19 protein-coding genes and 2 pseudogenes are annotated in these 16,447 nt (G+C 71.6%); 6 read left to right on the top strand and 15 right to left on the bottom strand.

Annotation, left to right across the window (positions count from 1 at the left end; translation table 11 throughout):
• The first annotated feature begins 55 nt into the window (after positions 1-55).
• Together OIE74_RS36585 and OIE74_RS36580 are read left to right on the top strand one after the other, a co-directional pair.
• Positions 56-484 carry a DUF2267 domain-containing protein gene (locus OIE74_RS36585; protein WP_329391556.1) on the top strand — a complete coding sequence of 143 codons (429 nt, stop codon included), beginning with the start codon at positions 56-58 and terminating at the stop codon, positions 482-484.
• A 40-nt stretch (positions 485-524) separates the two neighbouring features.
• The gene (locus OIE74_RS36580; protein WP_329391554.1) at positions 525-1,649 is read left to right on the top strand and encodes an acetate/propionate family kinase; all 1,125 of its coding nucleotides are present in this window, start codon (positions 525-527) and stop codon (positions 1,647-1,649) included.
• A 24-nt stretch (positions 1,650-1,673) separates the two neighbouring features.
• On the opposite strand, the gene OIE74_RS36575 is transcribed toward OIE74_RS36580, so the two are convergent.
• The 4 genes from OIE74_RS36575 to OIE74_RS36560 all read right to left on the bottom strand — a co-directional run bounded on the left by OIE74_RS36575 (position 1,674) and on the right by OIE74_RS36560 (position 3,703).
• Positions 1,674-2,168 (bottom strand): hypothetical protein, encoded by a 495-nt coding sequence (locus tag OIE74_RS36575; RefSeq protein WP_329391552.1) that lies wholly within the window; start codon positions 2,166-2,168, stop codon positions 1,674-1,676.
• Entirely contained in the window at positions 2,152-2,643 is a 492-nt protein-coding gene (locus tag OIE74_RS36570; RefSeq protein ID WP_329391550.1) for an RNA polymerase sigma factor, read from the bottom strand. The genes OIE74_RS36575 and OIE74_RS36570 overlap by 17 nt, the downstream gene beginning before the upstream one ends.
• 116 nt (positions 2,644-2,759) lie before the next feature.
• Positions 2,760-3,362 (bottom strand): class F sortase, encoded by a 603-nt coding sequence (locus OIE74_RS36565; protein WP_329391547.1) that lies wholly within the window; start codon positions 3,360-3,362, stop codon positions 2,760-2,762.
• Positions 3,359-3,703: a sortase-dependent protein gene (locus OIE74_RS36560; RefSeq protein ID WP_329391545.1), complete on the bottom strand. Its 345-nt coding sequence runs from the start codon at positions 3,701-3,703 to the stop codon at positions 3,359-3,361. Before OIE74_RS36560 ends, OIE74_RS36565 begins: the two co-directional genes overlap by 4 nt.
• Before the next feature lie 574 nt (positions 3,704-4,277).
• Between OIE74_RS36560 and OIE74_RS36555 the strand changes: the two are divergent.
• Positions 4,278-4,717, top strand: a pseudogene (locus tag OIE74_RS36555) (AraC family transcriptional regulator); the annotation flags it as partial.
• A 43-nt stretch (positions 4,718-4,760) separates the two neighbouring features.
• On the opposite strand, the gene OIE74_RS36550 reads toward OIE74_RS36555, so the two are convergent.
• From OIE74_RS36550 to OIE74_RS36525, 6 genes and pseudogenes are all read right to left on the bottom strand, one after another.
• Positions 4,761-5,681: an RNA polymerase sigma-70 factor gene (locus OIE74_RS36550; RefSeq protein WP_329391542.1), complete on the bottom strand. Its 921-nt coding sequence runs from the start codon at positions 5,679-5,681 to the stop codon at positions 4,761-4,763.
• A complete protein-coding gene (locus tag OIE74_RS36545) occupies positions 5,678-6,196 on the bottom strand; it encodes a carboxymuconolactone decarboxylase family protein (RefSeq protein ID WP_329391539.1) in 519 nt (172 codons plus the stop codon). Before OIE74_RS36545 ends, OIE74_RS36550 begins: the two co-directional genes overlap by 4 nt.
• A gap of 132 nt (positions 6,197-6,328) precedes the next feature.
• Positions 6,329-6,529 (bottom strand): annotated as a pseudogene (locus OIE74_RS36540) (dihydrofolate reductase family protein); the annotation flags it as partial.
• 857 nt (positions 6,530-7,386) lie between these two features.
• Complete coding sequence (locus tag OIE74_RS36535; protein WP_329391537.1) at positions 7,387-8,094, bottom strand: hypothetical protein; 708 nt, start codon at positions 8,092-8,094, stop codon at positions 7,387-7,389.
• A 2-nt stretch (positions 8,095-8,096) separates the two neighbouring features.
• Positions 8,097-8,627: a sigma factor-like helix-turn-helix DNA-binding protein gene (locus OIE74_RS36530; RefSeq protein ID WP_329391535.1), complete on the bottom strand. Its 531-nt coding sequence runs from the start codon at positions 8,625-8,627 to the stop codon at positions 8,097-8,099.
• A gap of 65 nt (positions 8,628-8,692) precedes the next feature.
• Positions 8,693-8,815 carry a hypothetical protein gene (locus tag OIE74_RS36525; protein ID WP_329391533.1) on the bottom strand — a complete coding sequence of 41 codons (123 nt, stop codon included), beginning with the start codon at positions 8,813-8,815 and terminating at the stop codon, positions 8,693-8,695.
• A 365-nt stretch (positions 8,816-9,180) separates the two neighbouring features.
• On the opposite strand from OIE74_RS36525, the gene OIE74_RS36520 reads away from it, so the two are divergent.
• Positions 9,181-9,999 carry an SAM-dependent methyltransferase gene (locus OIE74_RS36520; RefSeq protein ID WP_329391531.1) on the top strand — a complete coding sequence of 273 codons (819 nt, stop codon included), beginning with the start codon at positions 9,181-9,183 and terminating at the stop codon, positions 9,997-9,999.
• Positions 10,000-10,046: 47 nt separating this feature from the next.
• On the opposite strand, the gene OIE74_RS36515 is transcribed toward OIE74_RS36520, so the two are convergent.
• A complete protein-coding gene (locus OIE74_RS36515; RefSeq protein ID WP_329391528.1) occupies positions 10,047-10,706 on the bottom strand; it encodes a response regulator transcription factor in 660 nt (219 codons plus the stop codon).
• Positions 10,707-10,711: 5 nt separating this feature from the next.
• Positions 10,712-11,923, bottom strand: coding sequence for a sensor histidine kinase (locus OIE74_RS36510; protein WP_443076325.1), 1,212 nt, complete (start codon positions 11,921-11,923; stop codon positions 10,712-10,714).
• A gap of 131 nt (positions 11,924-12,054) precedes the next feature.
• Between OIE74_RS36510 and OIE74_RS36505 the strand changes: the two genes are divergently transcribed.
• Complete coding sequence (locus OIE74_RS36505) at positions 12,055-13,026, top strand: ABC transporter ATP-binding protein (RefSeq protein ID WP_329391524.1); 972 nt, start codon at positions 12,055-12,057, stop codon at positions 13,024-13,026.
• Between the two features lie 2 nt (positions 13,027-13,028).
• The gene (locus OIE74_RS36500) at positions 13,029-13,766 is read left to right on the top strand and encodes an ABC transporter permease (protein ID WP_329391521.1); all 738 of its coding nucleotides are present in this window, start codon (positions 13,029-13,031) and stop codon (positions 13,764-13,766) included.
• Between the two features lie 464 nt (positions 13,767-14,230).
• On the opposite strand, the gene OIE74_RS36495 is transcribed toward OIE74_RS36500, so the two are convergent.
• The 3 genes from OIE74_RS36495 to OIE74_RS36485 all read right to left on the bottom strand — a co-directional run bounded on the left by OIE74_RS36495 (position 14,231) and on the right by OIE74_RS36485 (position 16,250).
• Entirely contained in the window at positions 14,231-14,533 is a 303-nt protein-coding gene (locus OIE74_RS36495; protein ID WP_329391518.1) for a hypothetical protein, read from the bottom strand.
• A gap of 88 nt (positions 14,534-14,621) precedes the next feature.
• Positions 14,622-15,104, bottom strand: coding sequence for an Ig-like domain-containing protein (locus tag OIE74_RS36490; RefSeq protein ID WP_329391516.1), 483 nt, complete (start codon positions 15,102-15,104; stop codon positions 14,622-14,624).
• A 129-nt stretch (positions 15,105-15,233) separates the two neighbouring features.
• Positions 15,234-16,250 carry an IPT/TIG domain-containing protein gene (locus OIE74_RS36485; protein ID WP_329391514.1) on the bottom strand — a complete coding sequence of 339 codons (1,017 nt, stop codon included), beginning with the start codon at positions 16,248-16,250 and terminating at the stop codon, positions 15,234-15,236.
• Between the last annotated feature and the right edge of the window lie 197 nt (positions 16,251-16,447).

The raw sequence follows: 16,447 nt of genomic DNA, 5'->3' as shown, positions 1-16,447 counted from the left end.
CCCGCGGATCCGGGGCCGGGCGCCGGGACCAGTGACGTCCGGAGAGGATCACGCCATGCACCACGACGAGATGATCGGCAAGATTCAGGCGCTCGCCCAGCTGCCGGACCGTGGATCCACCGAGCGGGCGACCCAGGCGGTGCTGCGGACACTGGGCGAACGGCTGCCGGCGGGGCTCGCCGAGCACGTCGCGGCGCAGCTGCCGCCGGAGCTGGCCGCCGACCTGCGGCGGCCGGCGGAGTTCGCCGTCGCGGAGGGGCGGGACGCGGGCTCCGGCGAACGGTTCGACCTGGTCGCCTTCACGGGCCGGATCGCGGACCGGGCGGGGACCACGGATGACGCGGCCCTCCGCGAGGCGGCGGCCGTGCTGGAGGTGCTGGACGCCGCTCTCGCCCCCGAGCTGATGAACAAGATCGCCGCCGCGCTGCCGGTCGACATCGGCGCGCTGCTGCCGGCCGGGCGTACCACCGGCGACGTGGGCTGAGGCGCACTCCGAGAAGCAAGACCCGAAAGGAAGGCATGTCGTGGCCGATCACGAGCGTGAACCCGTGCTGGTGGCGGACGCCGGGTCCTCCAGCGTGCACCTGACCGTCTTCGCGAACGACGGCACGGCACTCGCCTCGTACGACGACACGTCGGCGCCGGGCGACAACATGGCCGGGCAACTCCGCGACCTGCTCCGCTACGCGCCCGCGCCCACGGCGGTCGGACACCGGATCGTGCACGGCGGCCCGGAACTGCGGCACCACACCCTGGTCGACGACGACGTCAGGGACGCCCTCCAGCGCACGTCCGACCTCGCTCCCTCCCATGTGCCGCCGGCCCTGCGCGTACTCGACGCGGCCCGTGAGCTGCTGCCCAACGTGCCGCACATCGCCTGCTTCGACACCGTCTTCCACGCCGGTCTGCCCGCGGCGGCCCGGGAGTTCGCCGTACCCGAGACCTGGCGCGGCGAGTTCGGTGTGCGGCGTTACGGCTTCCACGGTCTGTCCTACGCGTGGGCGCTGGCCCGCACCGCCGAACTGCTCGGGCGGCGGCCGAAGAGCCTGCGGATCGTCATCGCCCACCTCGGCGGCGGCTGCTCGGCGTGCGCGGTGCGTGACGGCGCGAGCGTCGACACCACCATGGGTTTCACTCCCCTGGACGGCCTGGTGATGAGCCATCGCAGCGGCGCCGTCGACCCGGGAGCCCTGACCTGGCTCCAGACCCGGCACGGGCTGTCGGCACGGGACATCGACGACGCCCTCGACCACCGTTCGGGCCTGCTGGCCCTCTCCGGTACGTCCGGGGACACCCGCGACCTGGTACGCGCCCGTGCGACCGGCGACGAGCGGGCGGCGCTGGCGCTGGACGTCTTCACGCACCACTGCCGCAGCGGCATCGCGGCGATGGCCGCGTCCCTGGACCGTATCGACGCGCTGGTCTTCACCGGCGGGATCGGCGAGGACCAGCCGGAGGTGCGCGAGGAGATCTGCGCGGGGCTGGGCATCCTGGGCGTCGCGGGCGGCCTGCTGGTGCCGCCGGAGGACGACGAGGCGCCCGCGTATCTGGTCAGCGCGCCGGAGGCGGAGGTCCCGGTGATCGTCGTACCGACGGGCGAGACACGCCAGATCGACAAGGAGACGCGCACGCTGCTGAGCGCTCGCTGAGGTGGCGCTCCCCGTCTGCTGCCTCTACTGCCGTAGCGGACTCTCCGGGCTGGGGGCGAGCCCGCCGCGGAACGGGGCGCGTTCATCGAGAGCCTGGCTGGGAGTCGCCGTCGGGGCACGGGGGACGGACCCGCGGGTGGGGGTGGTCTCGCGGGTGCGGGCGCTCGGGGCGGGCGCGCTCTCCGGGGGGCCGGTCGTTCCGCTGGGACGTGGGGTGACCTGTGGTGGGGCCGGGTCCGGCGAGGTACGCGTCGCCGGCGGCGGGGCGAGCGGGACCGTCGGGGACGCCGGGCCGTCGGACGTCGTCGCGAGGTGGAGCGGCAGGGCGACGAGGGCGAGGGCGGCGCACGAGAGGCCGGCCCCGGCGGCGGTCCGGAGCAGCCGGCGGCGGGCGGCGCTGCGGCGGATCGTCTCGTAGCGGCGGGGCGGTGGGCCGAGGGAGTCGGACGTGGGCCGCAGGATGACGGCGATGGGGTCGTCGGGGTCGAACTCCGGCCCGTCGTCAGCGCGTGTGGTCAAGGCTTCTCCTCAGGTGGGCGCGGAGCAGTTCGCGGGCCGCGTGGAGGTCGGCCTTGACGGTTCCTTCCTTGCGCCCGGTCAGCACGGACACCTCCCGGATCGGCATGTCGGCGTAGTAGTGCAACAGGATCGGGACGCGCAGTCGTTCCGGGAGTGACTGTACGAGCAGACGTACCGAAGGATCCGCCTGCTCGGTGTGCGGGCTGACCGCGGCTTCGGAGGTGACGCGGCGGATGGCCTTGCGTTCGCGCTCCAGTTTGCGCCAGTGGTCCCGTACGAGGTTGGCCGCGGTGACGTAGAGGAAGCCGCGCGGCTCCTGCACGGATGTCCACCGCGCCCAGAGCCGGGTGAACGCCTCGGAGGCGATCTCGTGCGCCGTCTCGTCGTCGTCGACCAGACGGCGGCACCAGCCGGCGAGGCGCGGGTAGAGGGCGGCGAACAGGTCGGACGCTGCCTTGTCGCGGGACCGTTTCAACGCTCTCCATGGTCGTGGCCGCAGTGGGGGGCTGGCAGGGCCCACCGGCCCGGCCCCATAGGTGAGGAGTCCGGACCGAGGGCGTACGTTCCCTCGGCCCGGGATCCGGTGGCGCGTCAGGGGCCGTTCGCGGAGGTCATCGTGGCGAAGACGATCACGTTGCCGAGATAGCCGTCACCGGTGCGGGGCCCACCGCAGGTGATGAGCCGCAGCTCCGGGCGGTCCACGTCCCCGTACACGTCGTCCGCCGGGAAGTCCGCCTTGGCGACCTTCCGTACGGAGCTGACGGCGAACTCCGCCGCCGCGCCGTTCTCCAGGCGCGCCGTGACCGTGTCGCCCCGGCGCAGCCGGGCGAGGTCCCGGAAGACCCCGTCGCCGTAGGAACCGACCGTGACATGGCCGATGACCACCGACGGGCCGACCTGACCGGGCGTCGGCGAGTGCCGGTACCAGCCCGCGCGGTCGTCCGCCGTGATCGGGGGCACCCGCATGGTGCCGTCCGAGGCCAGCCCCAGCCCCATGACCGGGGTGTCGACCCCGATGGCCGGGATCAGCAGCCGGACGGGGACGGAGCGCGCGAGGGCCTTCGCGGCGGGAGGTGGTGTGCCGCCGGAGCGATCCTCGTCCGTGGCGGCCCGGTCCGCACCGGGGCCGCCGCAGCCCACGAGCAGCGAGGCCAGCGCGGCGGCGGTGAAGGCACGCCTGGAGGGCGGGGTCACGCCCCGGTCGCTCGCCGACGACGTACGACGTAGACCGCCGCACCGCCCGCGACGAGAGCCGCGGCGCCGGTCCCGATCAGGGCGCTGTCGGTACCGGACTGCGAGGCAGCGGGCGCCACTCCGGTGTTGGGCGCGCCCTCCGGTACGACGGCGACCTGGCTGGGGGTCCTGGCCGGGGCGGGGACCGCCTGCGACGGCTCGGCGGGGGCGGGGGTGGCGTCCCGGGTCGGGCGGGTGCTGGGGACCGGGGTCGGAGCCGCGTCGTCGGCGAAGGCGGGCACGGTGCCCGCCAGCACGGCGGTGCTCGCAAGTGCCATGGCACTGAGGACGGTTCGGCGCATGAGTCGCTCTCTTTCGTCGTCCGCCCGGACGGGGATTCGGCGGGCGGGCCTACAGATCGGGAGGAGAGACGAGGCGGGGACGGGGCGGGTTGTAAAGGACTGGCAAAGCCACGGTGGGCCGCCCGGCGGGGGGCTTCGCGAAGACCCGTGGCCACGCGTCTTCTTGGCGTCCGGACCTCGACGTTCGTGGTGATGTCGTGTTGCGGCCGTCCGGCTCACGACGCCTGGCACGCGCCCTCGCGGAGTCGCCTGAGTCGCCGGAGCACGTCCCGTACGAGAGCGATCCGAAGGATCCGGCCGGATCGTGATCCAGCACTATCGCACCGCGCGGGCTCTTCGGCTCCGCCGCGCGATCGCAGACGCCGACGAGCCATCACCCGCCTGAGGGGAGGGCGGTGCCCCCTCACTGGGGCGGACGCCCGCCGGGGGTGAGCCCCGCCCTGCGCGCGGACAACCGCCAAGGGTGACCCCCGCAGGCGGGCAACGCCACTCCCACCAACACGCCCTCGGCGGACGAGCCGCGCGCCGCCCCCAGGCCCCATAGGCCCCGCACCCCGACAGGTTTCTTCCCGACATGTACACCGTCGCCGTCCTCGCTCTCGATCAGGTCGTCCCCTTCTACCTGGCCACCCCGATCGAGGTCTTCGCCCGGACCCGGCTCGCACCGGGCAGCCGCGGCTACCAGGTGCGCGTGTGTGCCAAGCAACCGGACGTCGACGCGGGCTCCTTCACCTTGCGGGCCCCCTGGGGCTGGACGGGCTCAAGGGCGCGGACACGGTCGTCGTGCCCGGGACCGCCGACCCCGTCGCGGCTCTCACCCCCGCCGCGCGCGGCACCCGTATCGCGTCCATCTGGGCCGCGGCCGGTCAACTGGCCGCCGCACACCCGGACAACAACGGGCAGTTGCTCACCTCCGCCGGCGCCGCCGACGCGGCGCGCCTCTCCACGGTCCCGCTCGAACGGGAGGGCGGCCAGGCGCAGTTCATCGTCCACGACCACCCGCCCGGCGGACGCTCCGTTTTCGATCCGGTCCGTTCCCGCCGGTCCCGTTCCGATCTCACCCCCGCCGGCGCTCCCGCTTCAGTTCACGGTCGATGGCCCACGCGTCGGCGACCGGCCCGACGTGGCCGAGCTTGTCGGGGTTGAGGATGGTGCGGATCGTCTGGATCTGCCCGTCGAGGACGTCCAGGGCCAGGATATGGAGCACCTTGCCGTCCCGGTCGCGGAAGATCGCACCTGGCTGACCGTTGACCTCCTGCGGCTCGAACGTCACGTCGATCCGGCTCAGCAAGGGGAAGACCGTGCTCAGCACCCGCGCCACCCTCTCCGCGCCCACGAGAGCCTTGGCCAGCTGCGGAGCCTTTCCTCCGCCGTCGCCGACCAGCTGCACGTCCGCCGCCAGCAGATCCCGCAGCCCGACCACGTCGCCGTCCTTCAGCGCGTCGAAGAACCGTGCCGCCAGCTTCTGACGTTCCTCGCGGTCCGCCTCGAACCGCGGGCGCCCGGCCTCCATGTGCCGCCGCGCCCGGACCAGCAGTTGCCGGCACGCCGCCTCCGAGCGCCCCACCGCCCCGGCGATCTCGTCGAACCCGAAGGCGAACACCTCCCGCATCAGGAAGACCGCCCGCTCCAGCGGGGTGAGCCGCTCCAACAGCAGCAGCGCCGCGATCGACACCGAGTCGGCCAGCTCCACCGACCGCGCCGGATCCTCGTACGGATCGCTGAGCAGCGGCTCGGGGAACCACGGGCCCACGTACTGCTCCCGCCGTACGCGCGCGGAACGCAGCACATCGATCGAGATCCGGGTCACCACGGCCGACAGAAATGCCTTGGCCGACGTGGGCCGGGTCGCCGAGCCGTCGAAGCGCAGCCATGTCTCCTGCACCGCGTCCTCGGCCTCACTCACGCTGCCCAGGATCCGGTAGGCGATCGAGAACAGCAGCGGGCGCAGCTCCTCGAACTCGTCGACCTTGCTCACGCCGACTCCTCTCCGGCCGCCGCCGCCATCCGGTCGAGCTGCCCGGCCCGGTAGTCGGCCAGCGGCTGCTGGGTGATGACGTTGAGCCGGTTCACCGTGTTCATGAAGGACACCAGGATCACCAGGGCGGTGAGCTGCTCCTCGTCGTAGTGCTTGGCGGCGTACTCCCACGTCTCGTCGCTGACCCCGCCCGCCGCGTCCGCGACCCTGGTCCCCTCCTCCGCGAGCGCCAGCGCGGCCCGCTCGGCGTCGGTGAACAGCGAGCCGGCCTCCCGCCAGGCCGCGACCAGGTTCAGCCGCACGGCGGTCTCGCCGAGGGCGACGGCCTCCTTGACGTGCATGTCGATGCAGACGGCGCAGCCGTTGATCTGGCTCACGCGAAGCGCCACGAGCTCCTGTGTCGCGGCGGGCAGCGCCGACGCCTTGAGCCCCATGCCCACCGACATGAAGGTCTTGGAGATCTTGCCGACGGTGGGGCTGGCGAAGAAGTTCAGTCGGGCGTTTCCGGCGTTCATGGTGTGCTCCTCTGCGGTCGTCGTCAGTGGTTACACCCTCTGGGACGAGACAGCCCGGCCCCCTGTGACACGGCCGGGTGACACCATCCGCGCGCCGCCGGCCGGCGCGCCCGTGAACCAGTGGATCACGGGTCAGCGGATCACCTTGAACCGCAGGTGGGTGGCGTGGGTGGTCCCGACCGCCTGCGTACGCTCCGGCTGGTGCCGGCCGCCCAGGTGCTCGAACAGCCGCGTGCCACCGCCGAGCAGGACCGGCGCCAGATGGATCTGGATCTCGTCCAGCAGACCGGCGGCAAGGCACTGCTGGGCGACGCTCGCCCCGTGCACGCCGACCGTCCTGTCCCCCGCCGCCGCCCGCGCCCTCGTACGAGCAGCCGCCCCCGCCTACGCCCCCAGGCCCCGACCGCGGCTCTCTCAGGCTCCGGCCCGTGTCCGCCTGCGTCGACTCCACCCGCGGCGCCACACTGCCGGGATGACCCTTGATACCGCCGCCATCGCGAGCGCTTTCGACCTGGGCGCGCCACTTGGAGACTGGCGTCCTCTCATCAACGGCGACCGCCCGTCCGACAGCCGGCTACTGACCACGTCCGGTGGACGGTGGGTGGTGAAAAAGGACCGGCTGCTCGGTGACTGGAAGCGCAGGCACGCGCGACGGGCGCATCGGCTCGAAAGTGCGGCGCTGGAGGCCGGTGTTCCGATGCCCCGGCCGGTCGAACCTCCGTCCCCGGCAATCGGCTACTGGCACAACCCGGCGGGCGAGGAACTGGTGCGGGTGAGTGAGTGGATCGAGGGACATGACCTTCGGCAGCCCGACGGGAACCCCGCGCGCGGACACTTCACACTTTCCGGAAGCCGCGGAGTGGATGGGGACGGTCCTGATCGGCGAGGCGCGACGAGAACACCACTGGGCTGTCCTGGTCCATGGGGACACCTCACAAGCCAACGCGCTACGCACACCGACGGGATACGCCTTGATCGACTGGGACGGCGTCACAGCGGAAGTGCCTTGGCGAGAGGCTGTGAATGTGGCCTTCCGGTTCGCCACCCCGTTCAACGGGCCTGTGGCCGAGGGCGATCCGAGGGTGGTGCGCCCGTTGATCGAGGGCTATCTCGGCCAAGGAGCCCCGAGCGGCCCGGCCGATGTCTCGGCGTTCGCCGGAGAGTTGGGCGGCGCTGCTCCGGTGACCGGCTCACGGCCGCGTGCCCGGCGGGGCCTGGTGGTCGTGGGGAAGGTCGTGGGTCAGGGTGGGGACCGGGCGGGGGATGGTGCCGTAGTCGAGGTCCGGGTCGACCGGGAGGCGGTTGATGACCGCCTCCAGCCGGGCCGGGAGGGTCGGGCGGGTGCCGGAGCGGCACTGGGTGAGCAGTTGGTGGCGGATGCTCTCCGGCAGCAGCGGGCGGGCGGGCGGAGTCGGCGTGGTGTCGGCCGGGGCGGTGTCCAGTCTTCGGGCCTCCGCGCGCCAGTGCCTGGCGTCACTGAACTCCGCGCGCCGCCCGTGCGCGAGGGAGAGACAGAAGGCGGCGGTCCGGTTGCCGCCGCCGGCGGCGAACTGCCACCAGAACTGGGCCGCGTCATGGTCCCGGGCCAGATGGAGCAGCGCGGCGAAGACGACCGCGCCCTCGGGGTCGGGCCGGTCGTCATCCGCCAGCCGTTCCAACGCCGCTGCCGCCTGCGGGGTGTCGACGATGAGGGCGACCGCCAGGTCGAGATCCCGGGCGGCCTGCTCGTGGGCGGCGACAGGACGCCGCGCATCGGGGCCGTCGCCGGTATCCGGGGAGCCGGCCTTGGTGTCGACGCGCTGCCGGGCGGCCTCGGTGTCGTAGTCCGTGTAGGTGTCCGCGAGGACTTCCGCCTGGTTCAGCAGGTCGCTGATGGAAGCGTGGTCGTTGGTGCGCACGTCTAGTCTTCCGTCTCGGTCGGGCCGGTCTTGATGTTGAGCTCGCGCGCCAGGCGCCGTCGGGCGTGCCGTACATGGGAGCGTACGGTGGCGAGTTCGATGCCGAGATACTCCGCGACGTGCCCCTCGTCCATGCCTAGGACGAACCGCAGGACGATGACGTCGTACTGGCGCTCGGGCAGACCGGCGATGGCCGCGTACAGGCCGAGTTCGCCCGCCAGGACGGCGAACTCGTCGCGCGGCTCGTGCAGGAGGAGTTTCCCGATGGCCGCGTGGAAGGCCGCGGTGCCCACCAGGAGGGGTTCGAGCCCGCGTTCGTCCAGCCAGCGGTGGATCTCCTCCTTCAGCAGCGACCACGCGTACTGGGGCACCGACTCCTGTGCCAGGACGTACTTCCAGTCGCTCTTCAGACGCGCGCACGCGGCGTCCACGACGGTCTCGGCCGCGGGCCGGCCGCCGACCTGGGTGTGGGCGTAACGCATCCACAGTTTGCGGTGGTAGTCGTGGAAGGCGTCGAAGGTCAGACCCAGCACCCCCCGTCGGGCGTCCCAGGGAGCGCTCGCGCTGTTACCCCGTGTCCTGGGCGAAGAAGCCGCCATCACATCCCGTTCTCGGCGCGCGGCGCCGTGGCCGGCAGGCAGCGGTTACGGGTGCGTATGGCGCCGGGGAGGATCCGGGCGGCGGTTCCCCGGTCCACCGGATCTTCCAGATCGAGTTCCACAAAAGTCCTTGAGCGACTGGGCGCCGCGCCGCTCCACGGCGGAGGGCGTCGGCGGAGACGTGCTGTCTCATGAGTCAGCCAACCGGAGGACGGGCCTTCCTGTGCAGCCCATCCCCCAAAGATTCTCACAGACAGCAATAGTATGACTACTAAAGCGTTCGGGTGGCGGTCCCGGCGGTGCATTCCCCATTCGTCCGAGCCCGGCGGCGAACGCCTTCGCAGAACGGCTTCCGCTTCCACGGTTGTCACCTGCGGGCGGTGGGAAGTGAACTGCGATGGCGAAGGGGGGTGTTCACGCGGGCGCGCACCCGGCGCACAATCAGACGACCACGATCAGACGACGCAGAACCCCCCGGGAGCCTGGCATGGCGGACGACAGCACGGTGGACCTGAAGCTGGATCAGGCGCACTCGGCCCGTATGTACGACTACTACCTCGGCGGCACCACCAACTTCCCCGCCGACCGGGAAGCCGCCGGCAAGGCTCTGGCCGCCTTCCCCTCCCTTCTGGCCACCGCCCGGATCAACCGGCGTTTCATGCGCCGCTCCACGCGGTTCCTCGCACAGCAGGGCATGACCCAGTTCTTCGACATCGGCACCGGCATCCCCACCTCCCCCAACCTCCACGAGGTCGCGCAGGAGGTCACCCCCTCGTCGCGTGTCGTCTACACCGACAACGACCCGATCGTCCTCGCCCACGCCCGTGCCCTGCTCCACAGCCATGCCGACGGCCACACCGCCTACGCCCACGCCGACGCCACCGACCCCACAGGACTCCTGGCGACACCCGAGATATCGGACACCCTCGACTTCACGCGGCCCATCGCCCTGAGCCTCAACGCGCTGCTCCACTTCATCACCGACGACCTTGTCGACGGGGGCGCCCACGGCATCGTCGAACACCTCAAGGCGGCGCTCCCCAAGGGAAGCACCCTCACCATCACCCATGTCACCCCCGACTTCGACCCCGAAGGCATCGCCCGCCTCACGGGCGCGTACCGCGCCGCGGGCACCCCGGGACAGGCACGCTCCCAGGCGGACATCGCCCGCCTCTTCGACGGCTGGGACCTTCTCGACCCGGGCCTCGTCCCCTCCCAGCGCTGGCGCCCCGACCTTGAGGACCAGGCCGAGAACGTCACGGACGCGGAAGCCGCCTGCTACGCGGGAATCGCCCGTAAGCCGTGACCGGCCGGCCTGCCGGCGGACGCCGACCGCCGAGCGGCAGGAATCCGCTACTCGTCGGCCCCCGGAGTGATGAAGCCCGACTCGTACGCCGTGATCACCGCCTGGATACGGTCCCGCGCGCCGAGCTTCGCGAGCACCCCGCTCACATGCGTCTTCACCGTCTCGGTGCCCAGATGCAGCCGCGCGGCGATCTCCGCGTTCGTCAGGCCGCGGGCCACGAGCCGCAGGACCTGGCCCTCGCGTCCGGTGAGCGCCGCCTTCTCCAGTGCGCGCCGTGAGGATTCGTCGCCGTGCGCGGCGGCGAGGGAGCGCAGCGCGGGCGGAAAGAGCAGCGACTCGCCCTCCGCGACGATCCGCACCGCGTGCACGATCTCGCTGGGCCGGGCGCGCTTGAGCAGGAACCCGTCGGCGCCGGCGCGCAGCGCCTCGTAGACGTACTCGTCCTCCTCGAACGTCGTGATGACGAGGATCCTCGGAGGGTCGGCGACCGTCCGCAGCACCGCCCGGGTCGCCTCGATGCCGTCCATCAGCGGCATACGTACGTCCATGGCGACGACGTCCGGCCGCAACTTCCTCAGCAAGGGGATGACGGCGGCGCCGTCCGCCGCCTCGCCGACGACCTCGATGTCGGGCTGCGCCTCAAGGATGGCGCGCAGCCCGGCACGTACGAGGGCGTCGTCGTCGACGAGCAGAACGGTGATCGGCATGCGGGTCACCGTAGCGGCAGGGTGACTCGGACCCGCCACTCTCCCCCGTGCGGCCCGTACTCGGCCACCCCGCCGAGCAGTACGGCCCGTTCGTGGAGCCCGCGCAGCCCGGAGCCCCCGTCGCGGAAGTCGCCCGGCTCTGCGGGCAGTTTGTTCCGCACCTCCAGTTCCAGCCGGCCGTCGCGGACCGCGGTCCGTACGGTCACCGGCACCGGACCCGCGTGCCGCAGCACATTGGTGAGGCACTCCTGGAGCATCCGGTAGCCCTCACGCGAGACCGGTCCGGGCAGGGCCTCGACGTCCCCTTCCGTCTCCGTGGTCACATCGGCCCCGGCCCCGCGCGCCGACTCCACCAGCCGTCCGGCACGGGCGAGCGTGAACCGCTGCTCCGCCGGGTTGCCGTCCTCGCGCAACAGCCTCAGCACCCGGTCCAGTTCGGACAGGGCCTCGCGCCCCGTGTCCTCGATGGCGGCCAGCGCCCGGTCGGTGAACTCCGGCGTCCCGGCCGCGCGCGCCGCGCCCGCCTGCACCACGGCGATGGTGAGCGCGTGCCCGATGGTGTCGTGCAACTCGCGGGCGATCCGGGTGCGTTCCTGCAACCGCTCGGTACGCTCCTCCAGTTCCGCGAACCGCTCCGCGGGGGACGGACCGAGCAGCCGGGGCGCGAGCGCGGCCATCAGCGCACCGGACGCCCAGGTGAGGGCGATCAACGCGGCGCCTGTCACCGGGGCGAGCAGCGGGTACCACCAGTTCCACTCCCCCGGCAGCCGCACCGCGGGCCCGAACGGTGGCCACAGGGACGGCGTCAGCAGACCCAGCACCAGCACGGCGCCGTTGATGGTGACCGTGGTGACCCCGAAGCCGAGCCACAGCCGCAGCGTCATCCATTCGAAGACCCGCCAGCGGTCGCCCCACGAGGCCGAGGGCGAACCGGCGATCCCGAGGTCCTGTCGCCGAGCCGGCGCCGTCGGCCTGGGAAAGAGCAGCAGTTGCGCCTGCATCGTCTCGGCCACCCGCATACCGGGGACACACGCGGCGATCGCGACCAGCGGCAGAGGCACGAACGGCAGCAGCCATATGGAGGCGCCGTCACCGTCCAGCCCCGGGTAGACCAGTCCGACGATCGGCGCCGCCACCGCGCCGATGAACAGGTGCAGCCACCGGGTGTAGGTGACCGTACGTATCGCGGGCCGCGACAGCCGGATCAGACGCCTCATGGGGTCCATCGTCGCAGCGGCGTGCGGCGGGTGGCTCCCCCACGTGGGGGAGCACGCTCCCGCCGCCGGGGGAGTTCTCTCCCGCAGCCGGGGGAAGCGGTCGCCCCTCTTCGGACGGCACCGTGGTGGCCATGACAGCGATCGATGTGAAGGACCTGACCAAGGTCTACCCGCGGGTACGTGCGGTGGACCGCCTCACCTTCTCGGTCCGGCCCGGCCAGGTCACCGGGTTCCTCGGCCCCAACGGTGCGGGCAAGTCGACCACCATGCGCCTCGTGCTCGGCCTGGACCGCCCCACCTCCGGCACGGCGGTGATCGGTGGCCGCCCGTTCACCGAACTCGATGAGCCGCTGCGGCACGTGGGCGCCCTCCTGGACGCCCAGGCACCGCACGGGTCCCGCACCGCCCGCGCCCACCTCCTCGCGCTCGCCGCGAGCAATCGCATCCCCGGCAGGCGGGTGGACGAGGTCCTCGAACAGACGGGCATCGCGAGCGTGGGCTCCCGCCGGGTGAAGACGTTCTCCCTCGGCATGCGCCAGCGCCTGGGCGTCGCGGCGGCCCTGCTCGGCGACCCCGAGGTGCTGCTGCTCGACGAACCGTCGAACGGCCTCGACCCCGAGGGCATCATCTGGATCCGCGAGCTGATGCGCGGCCTCGCGGCGGAGAACCGCACCGTGCTGGTCTCCAGCCATCTGATGGGCGAGACAGCCTCCTTCGCCGACCATCTGATCGTCCTCGGCAAGGGAAGGCTGCTGGCGGACACACCGACGAAGGACTTCATCGCGTCCCGCGTGAAGCCGCGTGTCCGCGTCCGTACGACGGAGCCCGCACGGCTGCGCGAGGTACTGCTGCGGCACGGCCACGTCCCCGTCGAGTCGGACGACGGCCGCGTACTGATCGAGAACGCCGAGATCCACGACATCGGCCTCCTGGCCGCCGGGGAAGGCATCGTCCTTCTCGAACTCGCCGCCGAGGAGGCCACGTTGGAGCAGGCGTACCTCGATCTCACCTCCGGTGAAACGGAGTTCTCCGCGTCGGCCCCGACCGGGCCCTCTCCAACGACCCCGACCTCGAACCCGACCTCGACCCCGCAGGAGGCCTGACCATGTCCACCTCAGCCGTGCTCCGCTCCGAGTGGATCAAAATCAGGAGTCTGCGCGGGACCGCCTGGTCCCTCCTGGCCGGCTTCGTACTGACGGTCGGCTTCGGGGTGGCGGCCAACGCGGGTACCGGCGATTCCGAGGCGGACAGCGCCGAGTTCGACGCGCTCTACTCTGTGTTCATCGGTCTCAACCTGGGCCAGATCGCGGCGATCGCCTTCGGCACGATGGCGATGTCGTCCGAGTACCAGGGGGGAGCCATCCGCGCCTCGCTGACGGCGGTGCCGAAGCGGGGTCTGTTCTACGCGGCGAAGCTCGCGAACGTGGCAGGTCTGGCGCTGGCGCTCGGCCTGGTGACCACGCTCGTCTCGTTCCTGGCGGGAAGCGCCTTCATGGGCGACGCGGCGCCGGACCCGGGCGACGGAGACGCGGTGCGCGCCATCGTGGGCGGAGCGGTGTACCTCACGCTGATGGCGGTCTTCGCGGCCGGTCTGACGGCGGTGCTGCGCAGCGGGGTCGCCGTCCTGAGCATCGTGATCCCGTTCACCCTCGTTCTCTCCATGGTCCTCGGTGAGGCATCGGGTTCCGTCGCCGACTATCTCCCGGACCGCGCCGGCCAGCAGGTCCTGTACGCGGACCCGCCGGGCGACCTGGCGCCGCTGGCGGGCCTGGCGGTGACGGCGCTGTGGGCGGTCGCGGCGATGCTGGCGGGCTGGTGGTTCCTGCGGCGCAGGGATGCGTAGGTCCTGTCCGACTGGCAGAACCTCGCCCGCGCGACCGGGTGAACGGCCGTGCGGGCGAGGCAGGTTACGTGAGGCCGACTACTTGGGGGCGGTCACTTCGTGCGGTACGCGTCGATGACCGCCTGGTCGAACGAGTTCCCCTTACGGTCCGTCACGCGGGCCCCGAAGGAAACGGATCCGCCGGCCGTCCCCCGCACGGTGCCCGGGACGGTCTGCACGCCTCATGGACACCAGCGAGCGATCGACGCACCGGATACCCGACTCACCCCAGAACTCCCCCTGCCGGACGGCTATTTGCCGCCACCCACCGCCCGCCCCCACCCAGAACTGCTCCCCAGCACACCCGGCGGCCTAGTGGGTGTCTTCCTGCGCGTCCGAGTAGTCCAGGAGGTCCTGGTAGGTCTGGCCCTCGGGGCGGTAGAAGCGACGGCTGTCCCACTCCGCGCCGAGCGACGATTCGGCGATCAGGCGTGAGACGTCAGCGCGGCCGACAAGGGCCGGTGATTGACGACGACCGCGTCGACCTCGCCCTGCTCGTTTCGGTGCATTGTCGCGGTGGCCTTGATCGGCCGTCCGTCGACGACCGCCGTGTACTCCTCCACATGGTAGGAGTCGGCGTCGAAGCTGAATCTGTCCACCCGGTCGCGGTAGAACCCACTGACAACCCCGAGTTGGGCCCGCACGGCGTCGCACCCCTGGAGCACACCGTTCATCACCGCGCCCTCAAGCGTGACATCGTCGGCCAAGTTGTCCGTGAACGACACCATGACGGTCCCCTCTCATCCAAAACACGCCCCGGCGGGAGGCCCGGATCAGTCGGCTCTCCATGAACCGGGCCACCCGCCATCAGGGCTACTAGTGCTTGTAGATGTTTACGGGGTTGTGGATCTTGCCGACGTTGAAGCCGATCAGTCCGCCGCAGGCGAGGAGACAGAAGCCGGGCTTCGGCGGATTGGGCGGCGTCGGGGTGGACGTGATCTGGACGGTCGTGGTGTTGTTCGAGGCGTCGCACTCATCGTTGCCGTTGTAGGCCGCCGTGATGATGTGCGAGCCGACGGTGGTGAACGAGCCACTGTAGCTGGCCAGGCCGTTGGCGTTCACCGGCACGGTGTCGAGCAGGTCGCTTCCGTCGAAGAACGTCACGCCGAGCCCGCCCGAGGGGTCGCCAGTACAGTCGATCGTCGCCGCCAGCTGTACCGCGTCGCCCACCTCGGCGGACTGCGGAGTGGCGGTCACCGTGGTGCTCGACGGCGCGGCCCAGGCGGGCGAGGCCAGCCCCAGCACGGCCGCCATGGCGGTGGCGACGACAAGTCTTCCTCTGCGTGGTGTGATCCTCACCGGTTCTGCTCCTTGCTCTATGGCCAGGCCCGCAGGGTGCGGGTGCCGTTGAGCTTCACGCTATGGGGGCCCCTTTTGCGTTCCAGGGAGGCGGCGCCCACGAGTAGCCTGACTGGACCCCGGCGCGTGTCAGATGCCTGGCGGGGGCACCCGGGTGTAGGTCAGCCCGGGGCTGGTGCCGCCGACCGTCGTGACGGTCACAGCCACCGGACCCGCTGGTCCCGCGGGTGCGACCGCCGTGACCTGGGTGCCCGACACGACGGTGAACGAGACGGGCGTGCCCCCGAAGGTGACGGCCGAGGCGGTGGACAGGTTCGTACCGGTGAGGGTGACCACGGTCCCCGCGGACGTCGGACCACTGCTGGGCACCAGTGACGTCAGGGTGGGCGCGGCGACATAACTGAAGGCGACGGGATTGCTCGTGCCTCCCGGGGTGACCACCGTGATCGGTGAACTCCCCGTCCCCGGCGGTGCGGTGGCCGTGATCTGCGTCGCCGACACCACGGTGAAGGAGGTGGCGTTGGTGACGCCGAACCGTACGGCGGTGGCGTTGAGTAGATCGCTCCCGGTCAGGGTGACCACCACACCGCCGGCCGTCGGACCCTGGGAGGGGCTGGCACTGGTGAGGATGGGGACCCCGGCGTAGAAGAAGAAGGCGTCGGGGGCGCTGGTGCCTCCCGGTGTCGTGACGGCCACCACCGCGGCGCCGACACCGCCGGGGGGTGTCACGGCGGTGATCTGGGTGGCCGAGTTCACCGTGAACGACGTCGCGGGGACTCCGCCGAAGGTGACCGACGAGGCTCCGGTGAACCCGGTTCCCGTGAGGGTGACATTGGTGCCACCCGCCGTCGGGCCGCTGCTGGGCGACACACCGGTGACCACCGGCACCTGTGACACCACATAGGTGAATGTCACCGAGTTGCTGTTGCCGGTCGGATGGAGGACGATCACCGCCGCAGCGCCCGCGGCACGGGGCGGGCTCACCGTCGTGATCTGGGTGGCCGAGTTGACCACGAAGGAGGGGGCGTTGGTACTGCCGAACCGTACGCCGGTGGACCCCGTCATTCCGGTGCCGGTGAGGGTGACGGTGGTGCCCCCGGTGGTGGGTCCTTGCGAGGGATTGATGGTGTTGATCGTAGGCGGCATGAGGATGCTCCTATGGCAGCCAGGGCGAAGCCCGGGGTGACGCGGATGTCCGGTCCGGGCCGGGGAAACCGCCCAGTCTGGGGCTTCAGCGGATGAGGGCCGTCCGCCCACCGAGGATCGCGTGGCCGGACGGCGGACAGACGAGAACCACTGCTGGGACAGCGGTGGTCAAGGAGAGCTGCCGCCCGGTGAGAACC

This window comes from Streptomyces sp. NBC_01716 (assembly GCF_036248275.1).
In the GTDB taxonomy this organism is placed as follows: Bacteria; Actinomycetota; Actinomycetes; order Streptomycetales; family Streptomycetaceae; genus Streptomyces.
Note: the sequence above shows the minus strand (reverse complement) of the source record. Positions and strands in the feature narration are given on the sequence as shown.